This is a genomic window from Paenibacillus sp. cl123, from assembly GCF_900101595.1.
Lineage (GTDB): Bacteria > Bacillota > Bacilli > Paenibacillales > NBRC-103111 > Paenibacillus_G.
This window is the reverse complement of the sequence record NZ_FMYY01000014.1, coordinates 22,700-40,091: the sequence shown is the minus strand read 5'-3', so window position 1 is coordinate 40,091 and position 17,392 is coordinate 22,700. Positions and strand designations below refer to the sequence as shown.

Annotated in this window: 14 protein-coding genes and 2 pseudogenes; 9 read left to right on the top strand and 7 right to left on the bottom strand. The window is 53.1% G+C overall.

All coding sequences use genetic code 11. The annotated features are described in order from the left end of the window. Together BLR08_RS31220 and BLR08_RS19910 are read left to right on the top strand one after the other, a co-directional pair. The coding region (locus BLR08_RS31220; RefSeq protein ID WP_176835566.1) for an immunoglobulin-like domain-containing protein at positions 1–1,287 on the top strand (1,287 nt) is incomplete at its 5' end. A 265-nt stretch (positions 1,288–1,552) separates the two neighbouring features. Continuing rightward, complete coding sequence (locus BLR08_RS19910) at positions 1,553–2,137, top strand: uracil-DNA glycosylase (protein WP_090586391.1); 585 nt, start codon at positions 1,553–1,555, stop codon at positions 2,135–2,137. Between the two features lie 170 nt (positions 2,138–2,307). Here the strand turns inward: BLR08_RS19910 and BLR08_RS31470 are convergent, their stop codons facing one another. Further along, the gene (locus tag BLR08_RS31470; RefSeq protein ID WP_072334259.1) at positions 2,308–3,240 is read right to left on the bottom strand and encodes a methyl-accepting chemotaxis protein; all 933 of its coding nucleotides are present in this window, start codon (positions 3,238–3,240) and stop codon (positions 2,308–2,310) included. Positions 3,241–3,409: 169 nt separating this feature from the next. Here BLR08_RS31470 and BLR08_RS19900 point away from each other — a divergent pair, with 169 nt between their 5' ends. Beyond that, positions 3,410–4,303, top strand: a complete 894-nt coding sequence (locus tag BLR08_RS19900) for a MerR family transcriptional regulator (RefSeq protein WP_072334262.1) — start codon at positions 3,410–3,412, stop codon at positions 4,301–4,303. A 12-nt stretch (positions 4,304–4,315) separates the two neighbouring features. On the opposite strand, the gene BLR08_RS19895 is transcribed toward BLR08_RS19900, so the two are convergent. Further along, positions 4,316–4,579 carry a hypothetical protein gene (locus BLR08_RS19895; RefSeq protein WP_143151557.1) on the bottom strand — a complete coding sequence of 88 codons (264 nt, stop codon included), beginning with the start codon at positions 4,577–4,579 and terminating at the stop codon, positions 4,316–4,318. 314 nt (positions 4,580–4,893) lie between these two features. Between BLR08_RS19895 and BLR08_RS19890 the strand changes: the two genes are divergently transcribed. Beyond that, the gene (locus BLR08_RS19890) at positions 4,894–6,147 is read left to right on the top strand and encodes an FAD-binding protein (protein WP_072334268.1); all 1,254 of its coding nucleotides are present in this window, start codon (positions 4,894–4,896) and stop codon (positions 6,145–6,147) included. A 214-nt stretch (positions 6,148–6,361) separates the two neighbouring features. Then, a complete protein-coding gene (locus BLR08_RS19885; RefSeq protein WP_072334272.1) occupies positions 6,362–7,153 on the top strand; it encodes an AAC(3) family N-acetyltransferase in 792 nt (263 codons plus the stop codon). Positions 7,154–7,218: 65 nt separating this feature from the next. Here the strand turns inward: BLR08_RS19885 and brnQ are convergent, their stop codons facing one another. From brnQ to BLR08_RS19870, 3 genes and pseudogenes are all read right to left on the bottom strand, one after another. Further along, positions 7,219–8,559, bottom strand: a complete 1,341-nt coding sequence (brnQ, locus tag BLR08_RS19880) for a branched-chain amino acid transport system II carrier protein (protein WP_072334275.1) — start codon at positions 8,557–8,559, stop codon at positions 7,219–7,221. Between the two features lie 231 nt (positions 8,560–8,790). Beyond that, positions 8,791–9,253: pseudogene (locus BLR08_RS19875) on the bottom strand (ABC transporter ATP-binding protein). A gap of 11 nt (positions 9,254–9,264) precedes the next feature. After that, positions 9,265–9,639 (bottom strand): annotated as a pseudogene (locus BLR08_RS19870) (iron chelate uptake ABC transporter family permease subunit); the annotation flags it as partial. 135 nt (positions 9,640–9,774) lie between these two features. Between BLR08_RS19870 and BLR08_RS19865 the strand changes: the two are divergent. Beyond that, complete coding sequence (locus BLR08_RS19865) at positions 9,775–10,353, top strand: RNA polymerase sigma factor (RefSeq protein ID WP_083537379.1); 579 nt, start codon at positions 9,775–9,777, stop codon at positions 10,351–10,353. Continuing rightward, complete coding sequence (locus BLR08_RS19860) at positions 10,310–11,947, top strand: DUF4179 domain-containing protein (protein WP_072334278.1); 1,638 nt, start codon at positions 10,310–10,312, stop codon at positions 11,945–11,947. Before BLR08_RS19865 ends, BLR08_RS19860 begins: the two co-directional genes overlap by 44 nt. 106 nt (positions 11,948–12,053) lie before the next feature. Here the strand turns inward: BLR08_RS19860 and BLR08_RS19855 are convergent, their stop codons facing one another. Then, a complete protein-coding gene (locus BLR08_RS19855) occupies positions 12,054–12,449 on the bottom strand; it encodes a hypothetical protein (RefSeq protein ID WP_256257727.1) in 396 nt (131 codons plus the stop codon). A 551-nt stretch (positions 12,450–13,000) separates the two neighbouring features. On the opposite strand from BLR08_RS19855, the gene BLR08_RS19850 reads away from it, so the two are divergent. Then, positions 13,001–14,224: a Fic family protein gene (locus BLR08_RS19850; RefSeq protein ID WP_072334281.1), complete on the top strand. Its 1,224-nt coding sequence runs from the start codon at positions 13,001–13,003 to the stop codon at positions 14,222–14,224. 224 nt (positions 14,225–14,448) lie between these two features. Here BLR08_RS19850 and BLR08_RS19845 read toward each other — a convergent pair whose 3' ends face one another. Then, positions 14,449–15,021 (bottom strand): hypothetical protein, encoded by a 573-nt coding sequence (locus tag BLR08_RS19845; protein ID WP_072334284.1) that lies wholly within the window; start codon positions 15,019–15,021, stop codon positions 14,449–14,451. Positions 15,022–15,245: 224 nt separating this feature from the next. On the opposite strand from BLR08_RS19845, the gene BLR08_RS19840 reads away from it, so the two are divergent. Continuing rightward, positions 15,246–17,384, top strand: a complete 2,139-nt coding sequence (locus BLR08_RS19840) for a GAF domain-containing sensor histidine kinase (RefSeq protein ID WP_072334287.1) — start codon at positions 15,246–15,248, stop codon at positions 17,382–17,384. Positions 17,385–17,392 lie beyond the last annotated feature (8 nt).

The window sequence follows — 17,392 nt, the reverse complement described above, 5'->3', positions numbered from 1 at the left end:
GATGGCGACTTGACCTCGCAGATCACGGTAAGCGGAGCGGTGTATACAGGCCAAGCCGGCACCTATACGCTCACGTACCAAGTAGCCGATGCCGCCGGTCATGTGGCGACAAAAACGCGCACCGTACAGGTGGTCGATTTGGGTGCTCCGCTGATAACGCTGAACGGACCAAACCCGATGGAGATAGAAGCCGGAAGCGCATTTACCGATCCCGGCGCGACGGCCCACGATGCGATCGATGGCGACTTGACCTCGCAGATCACGGTAAGCGGAGCGGTGTATGCGAATCAAACAGGTACTTACACCCTTGTCTATAGGGTGAGGGACAGCTCGGGCAACGCGGCGGCAGATGTCACCCGAACGGTGAATGTCATACCTCAGGAGGCTTCCTCAGGCAGCTCCGGATCATCTAGTGCGGAACGATCAAGCAATGCGGATATAGCCCTTCTCATGCTTGATCTCGAAGGAAAAACACTTGGATTAACTCCTGTCTTTGCGCCCGAAATTACTCACTACACAGCTGAGACAGACGCCGGACAGGTACGGCTTCGGGTCACGTTGGCCGATCCCGGGGCGATTGTGACATGGCGGGATCAACCGGTAGAGGACACGAAAATCATTCCATTGGCGATGGGAATCAATGAGATCGTTCTTAAAGTCCGGGCAGAGGACGGGAGCGTCAAGACCTATACGATAACCATTACGCGCCATACGGTTAAATTGACCCCGCCTTCGAACGGCGGATGCACCTTTACGGATATCCGGAACCACTGGGCCGAACCGGAGATTTGTGAAGCCGCGGCGCTTGGAATCGTAGAAGGCGTGGATGCCCAAACTTTTATGCCGGACGTCCGCGTAACGCGGACGGAGTTCGCCGTCATGCTGCTGCGTACCCAACGAATCCCGATAAGCAACGAAGCGGTCCCTATGCCTTTCCTTGACAAGGAAAGCATCCCGGAGTGGGCGCGGCAAGCGATCCGGACGGCGGTAGCCAAAGGTGTTCTTGACGGTTTTCTCGACGGTACCTTACGTCCACAGCAAACGGTAAGCCGGGCTGAGATGGCTGCGATGCTCGCCAAGTCAATGAAATGGGAGACTGCGGGATTGAAGGACACTTCATTTGCTGATAACGCAAGTATTCCGGCCTGGGCCAAAGGATACGTGGAAGCAACTCGCAAACACGGGATGGTGGAAGGCCGGGATGGCAACCAGTTTGTGCCGGATGGACGGACAACAAGAGCGGAGGCAGCTGTCGTATTATTGCGGCTTTGGAAAACTCTTCATTAACGGTCTCCTATAGATCATAGTTCGGTATAGACATGCCGCCGCTTTGGCGGCTTTTTTTGATGCCGCAAGAGGAACGGTAAAGTTCGCATCGTTCGATGCATATTACGCTTTGCAACGCAGCAGCAAGGCGAATCCCTCCCGTAGGCTGGATAAACAGACATAACGGAGCGGCGACAGTGTTTGTGCGCCATAGGGCAAATTTTTGCATGCCAATGGGCATAATGGAATCATTGCGTACAAGAGGAAGGAGCTGCATGACGCGGAAATGGACCATCCCTTTGTCATTTTGCCTGAGGAACAGGCCCCCGAAGGAGCGGAGCATTGCGAGCTTTGCGAATTGTCCGGACAGCGGACCCGCGTCGTCTGGGGGGAAGGAAACCCGGGAGCCCCGCTAATGATGATTCTGGATAATCCCGGCGCAAGGGAGGACCGGGAAGGAAATTCATTTTTGTGCGGTACACGCGAAACACTCCAAATTGGTATGAGGGAAGCGGGGATTGCCGTAGACGATGTGTATGTGAGCTATTTGCTGAAATGCCGGCCGGTTCGCGCCTACAACAAGCCTGTGGCAAGAGCGGCATGTTTGCCTCACTTGCAGCTGCAGCTTGTTCAGAAGCAGCCGCTTGTGTTGTTTGGATTCGGCAATGTCGTGGCCGAGGCTCTATTTCCGGATAAGGAGAGCGCAAGTGTCAAGGAATTGAGAGGCGCCTGGCATGAATTTCAAGGTATACCGATCAGCTTCACCTATCATCCGCTTGCCGTAAGGAGACGTCCCAATCTGCACAGGCTTTTCGTTGAAGATTTGCGGGCCTTGAAGGAGAAGTGGAAGAAGCTTCGGCACGATTGCTAATGCGTAAGATCAACAATGCGATTGGCCGATTCTGCTCGCCAAGCGGAGGGACGCCAAGCGAATCATAGCTGAGGCTGCCGGACGAGGAGGGCCAGCGCTTTTTGCTTGTATATCGAATCCGCAGTCCTGAAGCTTATGACTTCCTCTGCCGCCCTAGTCGTCCTCAATCTTTATTCCAGGATCAGCTTAATTTGATTCGCCTTTCCGTCGAGCTTATGGGCAGTATCCTCCACTACCTGGAATGCGTTGATGGCTTGCTGGAGCCGGATCTGGCTTTCGGCGGCAAGCATGCGGGAATTTTTCGTGCTGCTCTCTACTTCCCGGATGCGGGTCGAGATCTCCTTCACATATTCGGTCGCTTCCCTGGTTGCTTGTTCGACTTGGGCGGCCAGCTTGCGAACCTCGCTTGCAATAACCCCGAACCCGAGGCCGTGCTCCTTCGCGTGGGCAGCCTCAATAGCCGCGTTAAGGGCAAGAAGGTTCGTCTGCTCGGCAACTTCTTTAATTGACCGGACGATCCCGCGTATGGATTCGGACTGGCTTTCCAACTGAAGCAGTACGGCCATATTGTCTTCGGAGCTCGATACGACATTGCCGACAGCTGCCTGGGTTTCCGTGCTGCGGGCCATGCCTTCCCGGGCGTGACTTAGCAGCTCATGGGAAATTTGCAGAAGGTCACTGGTCAATCGGGAAGCCGTCTGTTCACGTTCGTCGATGTTGGCCGCGATCTTGAGTACGGAAGAAGGGAACCCGTCCTCCCCGATAATCGGCATATAGGTTGCTTCAAGCCAAATGAGACTGCCGTCCTTTCGAACCCTTTGGATTTTGTTCTGAAACGTCCTGCCTTGGCGCAGCCCGTCCCATAGCTCTGCGTATTGAGGGCTGTTTCGAAATTCAGGCGTGCAGAAAGAGGCATGGGACATTCCCTGCATGCCGGATGACGGATAGCCAAAGGATCGTGCGAAGTTATCGTTGGCGTTAAGCACGCAACCCTCCATATCAAATTCGATCATGGCAAGGGAGCCTTGAATGGCCGACACGACGGCAAGAAGATGCTTCTCTCCTTGATGCTCTTTCAAAACCTTGGCTTCTTCTATGTTCATAAGAACAAGCTCCTCAACTATGTATAGGTTTTTAGTAAAAATTATACAAAATCTATACATAAATCACAAGAGAATGTTTAAAAACGGCGTATAACGAATAAAATTTCGGCATAACCCTCCTCATTTTGTATCGATTATGTATAATTACAAAGGAGGAGTGGATCGACGTATGTACAGCATGAAGAGGGCTTCCGAGCTGCTGGGGATCCCTGTGGTCACGATCCGTGCCTGGGAGAACCGTTACGGGGTCATCTCACCCAACCGAAGCAGCGGCGGACATCGCCTGTTAAGCGAGGAGGATCTTGCCAAGCTCAGCTTTCTTAAAGACCAGATCCAAAAAAACGGCTTGAAAATCAGCGAAGCGGCGAGGCTGCTGCAGCAAAGCGAGTCTGTCCCTGCGGAACCGGACCAGGAGCAGGCTCCCAAGCGGCCGATATCCGGCCGGTCGTATGACGGTCTGGTCGACAAGCTATACACCGATCTAATAAGCTTCAATGCCCTGCAAGCGGATAAAACAATAGATCTGGCGTTTGCCCTGTACGACTTCGAGGAAACGTTTCGATGCATACTCGTTCCTGTTCTATATCGGATCGGAGCGGAGTGGGAGGCGGGCAAAATTGCCGTCGTTCAGGAGCATTTCGCTTCGGAGACGATCATGCGGCGATTGTCAGCCTTGTATCGGGTATATCCCGTCGATCCGGATCTGCCGGCAGTGCTGGCTTTTTGCCCGGAAGGAGAGCGTCATCATCTCGGACTGTTGTCGTTCAGCCTTTTCCTGCGCAAACGGGGCGTGAATGTCTTGTATGCGGGTCCCGACACGCCATTTCAGGACCTGGAAGCGATTATCGGAGGTCAGAATATCTCGTTTGTCGCCATTTCCGTTACGGACACTCGTTATATAGACAAGCTTATGGAGTGGATTGAAACAGCCGCACGGCATAACCCGCAATTACGGTTTCTTCTGGGAGGGGCCGCTTTCGACGGCCAAGCGGCAAGGCGCAAGGTTAAAGCGAATGTGCGATATTTGTCTGCCGATGAATGGGAAGATTGGCACCATGCCTAGCAGACCGCACGACTATACGACAAAAACGTCCTTATCCACCCGATCCGGTTGGTAAGGACGTTTTCGATCTGTCGGGACAGCCGGCCGGTGCTGCCCTCCCGCCAGCTTTATTTCCATGTAGAGTAATGTTTTATCCAGTATAAATCCAATAACCCCGATAATGACGATGCCAAGAGTAACGATTTCTATTCTGAAATACAGTCCGTCCGAAAGCTCCGCCAGAAATACCTGGAACGTGGCTATCGGACCAGCAAACACAGCGCTTGCGGTCGTCATCGGGACCAGCTGCCAAGCAAGGAGTCCGAGCAGCAGAGAGATGAGCAAAATCACTTTGCCGTTTATTTTGTAGACCGTCTGTCCAAACTTCGTTCTCGGTTTGGTTTACCATGTCTCAGCTCATGAATATCGGCCTGGCCAAACAGATTCAGCGGCGGGAATAACGTCCTTATTTCCAATAGGGCTGGCTCCTTTACGCTCCGCGGATGTCGGTATAGAATAGGAAGATACAAAAATAAATAGGATAGGGAATCTGCTGTAAAAATGGTTAGTGCCGGAAGCCGCGGAAAGCGTGGAATGGAGTGAAGAGTACGATGCAAAAATTACGGAATTGGGCGGGGAATTATACATACAGCGCCGCAGAGCTCTTCGAGCCAGAGCGAATGGAGCAGCTCCAGGAATGGGTGGCGGCACAACATAAAGTCAAAGCGCTTGGTTCGCGCCATTCGTTCAATAGCATCGCCGATACGTCCGGCGGTCTGATTTCGCTAGGGAAGATGAATCGAGTGTTGGAGCTTGACCCCTCTCGCGGCACCGTCACCGTAGAAGGCGGCATTCGGTACGGAGAATTGGCCGGTTATCTGCATGCCAACCGCTATGCGCTGCATAATCTGGCTTCTCTTCCGCATATTACGATTGCCGGCGCATGTGCAACGGGTACGCATGGCTCGGGGGACCGGAACGGCAACCTGGCTACCGTAGTACGCTCCGTTGAGATGGTGACGGCGAGCGGGGAAGCGGTCGTTTATACGCGCGGCGAACAGCCGGAAGCGGATGGAGCCATCGTCAATCTTGGAGCGTTAGGCATCGTATCGAAGCTGACGCTCGACATCGTGCCGAGCTTTGATATCAGCCAGCTGGTGTTTGAAAGTCTGCCTTTATCCCGGCTGGAAGGCCATATCGACGATGTTTTCTCAAGCGCGTACAGCGTCAGCCTGTTTACCGATTGGACCGGCCGCCGATTCACCCAGGTTTGGTTGAAACAAATCGCAAGTACGGATGAAGCGTTCGTCCGAGACGAGTTTTACGGGGCGACGAGGGCTGCTGTGCCGCTGCATCCCGTGCCGGGCATTTCTGCGGAGCCATGCAGCGAGCAGCTGGGAAAAAGAGGACCTTGGCACGAGCGGCTGCCGCATTTCCGGATGGCGTTTACTCCGAGCGCGGGAGAGGAGCTGCAAAGCGAATACTTTGTGCCGCGAAACCATGCGTATGCTGCGCTAGAGGCGATTTTCCAGTTGGAGGAGCATATCGCTCCGCATCTCTATATTTCGGAGGTGCGCTCCATTGCCGCCGACCAGCTGTGGATGAGTCCGAACTACGGCCGGGACTCCATCGGCATTCATTTTACATGGAAGCCGCACAGTGAGGCGGTCGAGCGCGTGCTACCGCTCATCGAAGCGGCGCTCGAGCCCTATGAGGCGCGTCCGCACTGGAGTAAGCTGTTCACGATGGCTCCCGAACGAGTGAAGTCGCTCTATGAGAAGCACCGTGATTTCCAAAACCTCGCAGCCAGCTGCGATCCGCAGGGAAAGTTCCGCAACTCGTTCCTGGATCGGTATTTCAAGTAAGTGTTGCCCTGACACCGGTTACCGTGGAACTTGTCCGCGATAACCGGTTTTAATTTGCCATCCGCTCCAACCTCCCCTTGAGACAGTACTATTGGAAATTGATTGGTTAACTTGGACGTGAGCCGAAGCGGGCAAAGGAGACTTATAAACGCGTACCCCATAACTCCACTCGTATGATACAGTAGCTTTAGAACTCTTAGAGGGGAGAACATACATGTACACCAAAGAGCATTTAATCATGCAATTAGAGCAGCTGGGCATAGACGGCAAAGGAACGTTGCTCGTGCATTCTTCCATGAAAAGCATGGGGCCGGTCGAGGGCGGCGCGGATACGGTCCTGGATGCGTTTGCGGAGTATATGAAAGAGGGGCTGCTGGTATTGCCCACGCATACATGGTCCTATATTAAGGCGGACAATCCGAGGTTCTACGTGGAACATTCGCCTTCCTGCGTAGGGATATTACCCGAACTGTTCCGCGGGCGGCCTGGCGTAGTGCGTTCGCTGCACCCCACGCATTCGGTGGCGGCCTTGGGCCGGGATGCTGCAGCGTTCACCGGCGGCGATCATCAGTTCGATACGCCATGCGCCAGAGGTTCCGCTTGGGGGAAGCTGCTCGACCGCAAGGCGACGATATTGCTGGTTGGGGTCGATTTGCGGCGCAATACCTTTATTCATGGGGTCGAGGAGTGGGCGGACATACCGGGAAGGTTAACGGATGACCATGAGATGCTGTACACGGTTTTGCCTGATGGGACAGAAATCCCGGTCCCTTCCCGCAGACATTGCGGACTGTCATGGTCGGAGCATTTTTGGAAAATAGATGGCATCCTGGAACAGACGGGCGCGATGCATAAAGGGCGGCTTGGCGATGCCGTCGTAAGGGTGTGCGATGCGGCCAAGGTGGCGGAGATCGTAACGGACATGCTGAAGGACAATCCGGATCTGTTCTCGGATAATGATCCCTTGGATAGGGATGAGGAGTACAGGAGAACTGGTAGGCAATAAGGTCCGCTAAGCCGGCGACTTCCTCACCCGTTCTTCGGCTCGTTTCAGGCGGCTAGCCCACGGCTTCAGTCCTCCACGGGACTGGATGAGGGTTGTTCTGCCTGCCGTTCCGGCAGCAGCAGTCCTATCAGCATGCCCGCGCAGGCCGGAATCAGCCAGCCCAGGCCAATGCTATACAACGGCAAGTGCCGGTTGAAGAAATCGTGGAGCTGATGAATACCGAGCGGCGTATCTTCAAGGCCGTCGACCAAGCTGACGAGAAAGGTCAGCAGCAGACTGACCGCGTAAACGGCGCGTTTGCCTTTAAACCCATGATGCAGAAATGTCAGCAAGATGAGCACGATAGCCAGCGGGTAGAGGATCGTCAGAACGGGCACGGAAAAGTGAATCAATTGCTCTAGTCCGATATTGGCCAGCAGGGCGCTGACCACGCTCAGGACGACGCAAATGCTTTTATACGACAGGCTTGGCATGATCTGGTGAAAATAGCTGCTGCAGGCGGCGGTCAGGCCGATGCTTGTGGTCAGACAGGCAAGCAGCACGATAAGGCCGAGTACAAATCCTCCGAACGTGCCGAAATAATGGCTGGTCACCAGGTTCAGCACCGTGCCGCCATTGGCCAACATCCCGAAGGCTGATACGCTGCTTGCTCCGATATAAGTCAGGGAGGTGTAGATCAGGGCGAGCATAGCCGCTGCAATCATTGCCGCCTGGAAGCAGACGGTCAGCATGCCTTTGCGTGCGCTGACCCCTTTGGCCCGGATAGCGTCTACGACGATAATGCCGAATACGAACGCCGCCAGCGCATCCATCGTCAGATACCCCTCCTGGAAGCCGTTAAAGAAAGCTTGGAAGACATAACCCCCTTCCGGCGCTTGAGGCTGGCCGAGAGGCGCCATAAGGGACGCGATGGCCAACAGGGCGATGCAGGTGATCAGCAGCGGCGTCAGGATACGGCCTACAATATCAACCATTTTGGCCGGGTTAATGGCAAGCAGCAAGGTCACTCCGAAAAATAAGACGGTGGAGATGGCCAAGCCTAACGGACCATACCCCGCTTCGATATACGGTTTAATCCCGATTTCGTACGCCACGCTGCCGGTTCTTGGCATGGCAAACAAAGGTCCGATCGTTAAGTAAAGCAAGGTGGTATAGCCGAAGGCAAACCAGGGATGTACGCGACTGGTCAAGGCAAGCAAGCTTTTCGATCCGGAAAATCCGAGAGCGAGCGTCCCAAGTAAAGGCAGGCCGACGCCCGTGATCAGAAAGCCGAGATTGGCCTGCCAGTATTGATCGCCTGCGTGTTGGCCCATCATCGCCGGGAATACGAGGTTTCCCGCTCCGAAGAACAGGGCGAATAACATCAGTCCGATCGTCAAAGTGCTGTTGAAAGAAATGCGCTGCATGAGATGTCTCTCCCGAATGATGAATGTATGTCCTATTTAAAGATAATACCCACTACTTGCAGGGAAGCATCTCAACGTGGATTAGTTTAATATTAATCTACATGATTCGATAAAAAATGACAATGCCAAGTAAGTGCCAATACCGGTACAACGAAAACCCCCTCTCAGCGCTTGCGGATCTTGTCCGGACAAACGCTGGAGGGGGTAACTTATTTTTGGCCGAGTTGCCGTCTAAGGTGTAGCTTCATGATGAACATGATACCGCCCTTTGGGAATAACGAGCGGCGAGCCTGATACGGGATCTTCGATCACCGTGCAGTCCAGCCCGAAAACATCCTTCACAAGCGAGCTTGTAATCACCTGGGACGGCTCGCCTTCCGCCACAAGCTTTCCCCCGGCAAGCGCAAATATATGGCTCGCATAACGCGCCGACAAGTTGATATCATGAAGCACCATGACGATCGTCGTGCCCTGTTTGCGGTTAAGGTCCGTAAGCAGGTCGAGAATTTCGACCTGATACGTAATATCCAGGAAAGTTGTCGGCTCATCGAAGCGTCGACTTGCCACAGGCGTTGGCCCCGATAATGACGCTTACTTGATTGCTGGGAATCACAAGGCTTATGCCTTGGACAACCGTTTTATGATCATAACCGGCAACGATTTGTTCAGCTTGAAACGTATGTGTCGGCTTCATTATAAATCTCCCAAAACCAAATTTACGCCGACCAGACCCGCAGGAATGACATTGGAGAAGCCGCCTCCGACCAATCGTTTGGCGATCGGTCCCGAAAGGAAAGCGACGAAAGCTATTGGACCTGTCGTCGCGGTAGCAAGGGCAATCATGCAGACAGAGCTTACGATCAGCGCAATTCTGGTCAGGTCCGTATTCACCCCGAGAGAAGTGGCCGTTTGTTCTCCAAGCTCCAGCAAGCTGAGCTGCTTGCCCAGTAAGGCGACGATAGGCGCAAAGACGAGAACGGCTATCACCAGCGGCGGAAGCTCATGCATCTGAGAGCCGTTGAGACTGCCGCTGAGCCATCTGAACGCTGCCGGAATGTCTTGTTGGTCGCCCACCAGCATCCCAATTGCTGGGTTGTCAATAGCAAATAAGTGAGGGAAAGTTGGGGGGAATCCGAAATCAAGTGAGAGAACATACGCGGAGTCAAGTCTTAGAAGAGAGATGAACATAGGAGACTGTAACGAGGAGGGGAAGGCGTGGAGCTGACAGATGATCATGCCATTATCGAAGCCGTACTGAAAGGCGATAAGCAAGCGTATGCGGGCATCGTCCGGCGCTATCAGAATAAGCTTTACGGGCTGTTTCGCAAGATGGGTTCTTCCGAAGCGGACGCTCAGGATCTGACCCAGGAGACGCTGCTGAAAGCTTACCGCAAGCTGGCGGCGCATAATCCGGCGCAGAGCTTTGCAGGGTGGATCTACACGATCGCTATCAATCTGCAGAAGGACCGGGGGGCCCGGAAAACAGCGAGCTCCCTGCAGGAGAACAGCTATGAACCCGAAACGCCGGAATCCATGCTGCTGAAGAAGGAACTGCGTTCCGAGCTGCATCTCCTGCTGGAGGAGCTGCCTGAACATTATCGGCTCGTACTGCTTCTGCGCTACACTAACCAGCTCAGCCATCAGGAGATTGCCGGGATTACCGGCATGTCGGTCAGGCAGGTTACCAATATTGTCTTTCGTGCCAAAATCAGTCTGCGAAAAATCGTCGAAGCCAAGGAGGGGAAACGCAGTGACATTCTTGGAGCGTACCGAAAAGAAAAAAGTCAGCCGTAAAGCAGATGGCGGCAGGCCGGCGATGGAGGACAATATCTGGGAGCAAACGCTGTTTGCCGACAAGCTGCCGGACGAATTCACCGACCAAGTGATGCTGCACCTGGAAGGGATAGAGATCGAAGCTGTACAGGAAGCCCCGATGTCCGCTCGGCCGGGCAGAGCAACCCATCCGACCGATACTTCCATCGCCGCTCAGCTGAAGCGTGCCCGCAACGCGCAACGCGCGTTTACGCTTAAAACCTGGGGAGCGGCGGCAGCCGCATTGATGCTGGTGGGCGGAACGCTTCTGTATACGCAGCCTACCCTGGCGAGTATGGTAAGATCGCTATTTGCCAAGGATAGCTTGGTAGACAATGGGATGAAAAATGTCCACGACATGGGGCTGGTGCAGATATCCGGCGTCAGCGCCGTAGATCAGGGCTATAGGCTGCAGGTCAACGAGGTGATTGCCGACTCCACTCGGCTGATTATCGGAATCGATGTGTATGACGACAAAGGAAATACCATCGCCGGAGAGATTGACTACGCGACTTCCGACTTCAATATTTACTTCAACGAGCGGGGCAACTTTGCCGATGTTTCCTATGATATGAGACAGGGAGGCAACCAGACGACCAACCGCATGGAATTTAAGTTCATGCGTCCCCTGCTGACCGACAAGCTGCAGCTTAATGCGCATATCAAGGAGCTAAGACTGTATAAGGATAAGCTGAATGCGGAGCCTCCCGTCAAAGAAATAAAAGGGGATTGGAAGCTGATTATAGAGGCCGATCTGGCCAAAGCCAAACCCCTCACGCTGCTGACCGCGATCGATCAAACGTATGAGACTCCAGGCGGCATACAAATCCATATGCAGGGGGCTTCCCGGACGCCGAGCGGGGGCTCGCTGGAGTTTACCACCAGGCTGACTCCGGAAGCGGCCGGACGGGCGGTGAATGGGCAAAGCGGCTTCCATCAGCTTAACTTTCATCTGGAAGACGAGCAGGGGAAGCGGCTCGGGGACAGCACGCTCTTCCAGCTCGGCCGCCGGTATGAGCTCGAGCGCTGGAGCGGCGTGACCCAATGGTTTTATCAATTCGATAATTTCGCATACGACAAGCAGAAAATCCGGTTCGTGCTGGACAGCTACGTGATCCGCGAGCGTAGTACGGCGTCGGTAACGTTCGATCCGGCGGCGATATCGGCCGAGCAGCCTGCTATATTCGAGGATTCGGGGGATAAGCTGCTGCTCCAAGGACTGCAGATCGGTCCTGAGCCGCATGCAGACCCGGCTGCTTCCCAGTCGGATAAGACGCGCGCTGTCATTCCATTCGGAGGCGGAGGCACAGTGAGCCATGATATACATGGGGATACTTGGGTCGCTGTCGACGAGACCGGCAAGGAATATTCGATGTTCGTAGGAGGTAGCGTATCCATCCATGAATCAGGCGCAGTCGAGATGCACGATGGCGGCTTTATTATCCAGGATTTGAAGACAATGCCCAAGCGGCTGACGATCAAACGTCTTATCGTCAACCATCAGTACCGGGATGCCGACTGGTCCTTTGTGATACCGCAGACCGGGACGAACGGAGTCGTTCCGGTACCGGAATAAGCAAGCATCTATAGGGTTTTCATGAGGATTGCCATTCCGCTGCATGCAAAAAAGCCCCTATTTGGTAGGGGCCGCTGAAAAACTTACGTTTTTTGCAGAAAGGCAGTTACCATTTACGGCCCAGCGCCTTGGCGAGTCCGCCAACAAGCAGGCCCCAGATCGCGTTGGTTGAAAAAACACTGACAATTGCAAGCGGGTTAGTAAGGGGGCCTTGCAATTTCCCGTCCAAAATTGGAGAAAGGATGCCGCTGACTATGATGGCGAACAGGGCATAGCTCAAGCCCGCACAGACGAGAACGGCAACAGGGTTAGGCGTTTTCTTCACGAGGACGATGACCAGCCAGGCCAAGGAAATAAGGATCGTCATCAGAATGCTTCCGAATTGCTGCCCCAGGATGTCCATAATCCCCGTCATCTTCATGACAGGTCTGATCAGCGCTATAGCGCCCAGACCCAGGATAAAAGGCCAATGTTCCTTGATAACATTTGTTGATTTCAACATGTATCAGTCCTTCGCTAGTTAATGTTTGATTGGTTGGCTCGCTTTAACTGTAACAAATACATGTTGTGAACTTGTTGCGATTGTTTGCGTTTGTTATACGATCGTTGAAGGCAATGAAAAGAACTTTGACCGGCTGGGCGCTCTGCTTGCCGAATAACATTTGCCGAACGCTTGGGGGCGCCGGAAGGCGCCTCTTTATTTGTTGCGGGTACAATTATCAGACAATATCGCATCGTTCATTCACAAATATTTCGTTCAAGATCAAGCAGCAGAGATTAACCTCCCACTTTTGGGTCGAAACTAGTAACACTAGCTGATGGAGGGTGCTTGGAATGACGGTTAGTTGTCCATCTTGCAGCATGAAGGTCAAAATTAAAAAAAATGGGAATGGGAGATGCATATGTGGAGTTCATATAAAGGTAATAAATTAATTTAAAACTAACGGGTTATCATGTATTTATAAAAAAATGACTTTTCTTGCACATAGGAATAGACAATTCGATTATTATATGCAAAAATTGTTTATATGGCAAGAAATGAGGTGTCAATACTTGAGATATATTTATAAATTATATCATGAACGAACCCCGACCGAATTTAACGAACTATACCAGCACAGGTTTAACTTTGATTCCGCCATTCCTCTGGGTTTAGTTATCAGACCGATGAGTCAACCGCAAACTTATGAGTTATTTTACGTGCCCACTAATAAAATGTTGAATATTGTGAGTAAAATTTACGTTGTATCAAATGCGCTTCTGCGTACTTTTCACGAACTTCCACCAGTAGCCCAGAATCAATTTATTAATGAATGCCTGGTAGAGGAATTATATAATAGCAATCAACTGGAAGGGATAAGAAGCAGCAGAGAGGAAATTGCCAAAAGCGCAAAAGAAATAAAGCTCAATAGAAAAGCAAAAACAAGGTTCGATAGTATGATCAAATCGTACATGGGTCTGCTTCAGGATAATATTGAGTTACCTAAAGTACCCGCAGATATCCGGAAAATATATGACGAAATTACGAATGGAGAAATAGACCTGGAGGAACTCCCGGACGGTGAAGTTTTCAGGAAAGAGGCAACCTATGTTTTAAAAAAATCAGGCACTGGAAAGGTCATCCACCAGGGGGTTACCCCCGAAAAAGAAATTTCCGCTGCAATCACTCAAATGCTAAAATTTATGAATGATAAAGAAGACATTCCTCAATTAATCAAGGTCGCGGTCGGCCATTACTATTTCGGATATATACATCCCTTCTATGATGGAAACGGAAGAACGTCCAGATTTATAAGTAGCTTATATGTTTCCAAGACACTGGGTAATATCCCCTCGCTATCGTTATCCAGAGGTTGCAATAAATATTCAAATAAATACCTGGAAGCCTTTGACTTTACCAATAGTATTAAGAGTAGAGGAGAGCTGAATTATTTTATTGAAGCTTTCTTAACAATTATGGTCGAGACTCTCGTTGAAATGAATACAGAGTTAAAAGAAAAAAGCGAGCTGTTAGGCATGGCGGCAGCTAAGCTGCAGAAAGAGCCGAAATTAAATGGCATGGAGGATTCTCATGGAGCAGTCATGTTTATACTTGCACAAAACCACTTTTTCGACTCTAATAGCGGGCTCACCATAAAAGAGCTAGCCGAAATACTGAACAAATCGGAAGCGACTCTCAGGAAAATAGTGAAGGAGCTGCTCGATCTCTCATTAATTAGTCAGATAGGCGAGCGCCCCGCCTTTTATTACATTCAGCACCATTACTTTGAGGGTTAAGTGAAGCCACCGGCGCTCTTGGGTCCCGGACCGGTTGTTGGCTCGCATCTCAACCCTGTCAATCCTCGCCCTGTTCCTCTCTTATTACGCTAAGGAGGTCATACGTTCTCCTTCAACCCAAACAAACCGCCCCGGCATCTCGCCGCGGCGGTAAGATAGGTCGATATAAACCGCATGTTCGCAGAAAAAAACGCTGTTTCGCTCCGGGATGCGCAGCAGTGCGCTTATGCAGTCACAGAGCCGGCTTGCCGGGCCGCCGGGGAATTAAGCTTGCCTGCCCAGATGCAGTAGCCCATGCCGACATAAGCGAGTCCCCAGAAAGCGGCGAAAAATTGATTGTCCGCAATCGGCAGGAAGAGGTTGAGAAGCATCAGCACAAGCAGAGCCGGCACCCAGCGCGGAAATACCCGGGCTTTGAACGACAGGATGGCGAACACCAGCGATCCCCCCATCAAGCCTACCATCATGACAGCCCGAGAGATGTCGACCACAATGCCTTCCGGCATAGGGGCTCCCGCGCCCATGACAAATGGGGTCCATACCATCGCTGTCGTCACGATGTTAGCGATAATAATTGCCAGTGTCGCCACAAACCCGGTTACTCCGGTTTCACGGGCTTGCACCAGGTACGTGACGATCGTGCCGACGGACATCAGGATGCATGCGATAAAGCCGAAGGTCAGCTCCTGCGGGCTATCGGTCCCCCAGATCATGGAAGTTGGCGTCATGCCGATACGCGCAATACCTGCCAGGATACAGATCATGCCGAGCCAGCGGATAATTTGCTTGTCATTCATTCGTGTACAGCCTCCTTAAGGTAGGTTCATGCTTTATGAACTTATGATAAGGGCAGGGAATGCCCGGGGACCAGAGAAGCCTATTCCCGGTTTGGCGGGAAGAAAAAGCGCTTGTTTCGGGAAAAAAGCGGGAGGAGCGGCGGGAAATTATCAGCCATCCATATCCAATCCGGAGGCCGGGAGCTATAATTGGCTTATCAACTACTCGGGAGGGCATGTCACGTATGGCCTCGGAAGTCCGCAAGCTGAAATCGGGGAGACTGGCAGGCTTGCAGCTGCTCGTCCTGACTTTCTGTCTCATCACGATATCGATGTATATCAGCAGCATTCCGCGTTACTATAAGGCTTTGATTTCGACCTGCATCGCGCATGGCTGCGGCAATTCCGTTCCGGCCATGCCGATCCCGGAGCAGGGCCTCACGCTGGAGCACTACGCCCTTTTGTTCGTACTGATCGATTGCGTGTTTACCTTCGTGTTTTATGCGACATCCGCCGCGATGCTCTGGAAAGGATTCCGCGAACCGATGGGCCTGCTGGCGGCCGCGGCGATGGTTTCCTTCGGCACCTCCTTCCCTTCGCTTACGATGGTCGCCTCCGAGGGGAGCTTTCTCGCCTATCATTGGTTCATGATGAATGCGATGCTGGGCTGGATTACGTTGTCGCTGTTTTTCTTTTTGTTTCCGGATGGCTTCTTCGTTCCCAGATGGACCCGGTTCGTCTTTTTCCTCATCGTCGTTGTCGATGTGCTTCAATTTGCTTATAGCGGCCGCCTATGGACTGTTTTTAACGTGCCGGAATACGTTCGGTTGCTGTGGTATGTCGGCTCCACGGTGATCCTTATCTATTCTCAGGTTTACCGGTTCCGCAAGGTGTCGGGAGCGGTACAGCGGCAGCAAACCAAATGGGTCGTGTACGGGGTGGCGATCGGGTTTGTCGGCTTTCTCGGCATGAGCGTGCTGTTCTATCCAGGCTTTAATGACGGCTCGGCGATCACCTATGTGTATCTGAATGCGATCCTCAACTTATCCTTGACAGCCATACCCATTACGCTGATGATGGCGATTCTTCGCCAGCGATTATGGAACATCGATCCGCTGGTGAGACGGACGCTCGTTTATGCGGCGTTGTCCGTTTGTGTCGTGCTGCTGTATACGATGGCCGTGCTTTACTTAAGCCGGCTGTTTCAAACAAAGGATAACTTTATCATCTCCCTGCTCGCTACCGCCGTAGTTGCCGTGGCGTTCGCGCCGCTCAAGGAATGGCTGCAGCGCCAGATTAACCGGCTGATGAAAGGCAGGCACGACGATCCTTATGCCGTGCTTCTTGAGCTCGGCAACCAGTTGATCCAGCCGTTAGCTCCGGAGGCTATGCTTGATGCCGTAGTCAGAACGGTCAAGGATGCGCTCCGTCTGACGTATACGGCCATCGCCATCGGAGTCGGCGGCCAGGAGAAAACGGTAGCTTCCGCGGGGGAGCGGGTGAATGAGGTGCATGCTTTCCCCATTATTCATAGAGGAGAAGAGCTGGGCACCTTGTATATCGCCAGCCGTTCCCCTGGAGAGGGCTTCTCGGCGGAAGATCATAAATTTCTCGACGTCCTGCTGCGACAAGCGGGGCCTATCGTGGAGAACGTGAACATGACGCTCGGTATGAAGCTGCTGGCGAAGGATTTGCAGGAGTCGCGCGAGAAGCTGGTGCTGGCCCGGGAGGAAGAACGCCGCCAAATCCGCAAAAACCTGCACGACGACCTGGCTCCCCGGCTGGCGGCGCTAGCGCTGAATGCAGCCACGGCGCAGAAATATGTGGAGAAAGAACCGGCCACCGCTATAGACATGCTGGCCGACCTGCGGCGGGTCATCCGCTCAACCGTGAGCGAGATCCGGGTCATGGTCCATGATCTGCGTCCTCCGACTCTGGATGAGCTGGGGCTGGTCGGGGCGATTCAGGAGCGGATTCATGAGCTGTCCAAGCCAGCTCAGCTGCTGGCCGAAGAGCAGGGGACCGAGCCGCTTAGGATAGCGCTGAATGTGCCGCTGCCTCTGCCGCCCTTGCCTGCGGCGGTGGAGGTTGCGGCCTACCGGATCGTGACCGAGTCGGTTGTCAACGTAGTCAAGCATGCGCAGGCAACCGCCTGCACGGTACGGCTGAATGTCGATTCGGCTAGTCAACTGATCGTGGAAATCACGGACAATGGGCTGGCGGGCAGCGCAAGAGCTTCTGCCGCGGCGGCTGCCTTCGTTGCCGGCCAAGGGGGCATCGGTCAGCAATCGATTCGGGAGAGGGCCGCCGAGCTCGGCGGACAATGCCTGATCGAGCGGCTGGAGCAGGGCGGGACGCGGGTGTTTGCCGTTTTGCCTCTCTAGGAGAAGCA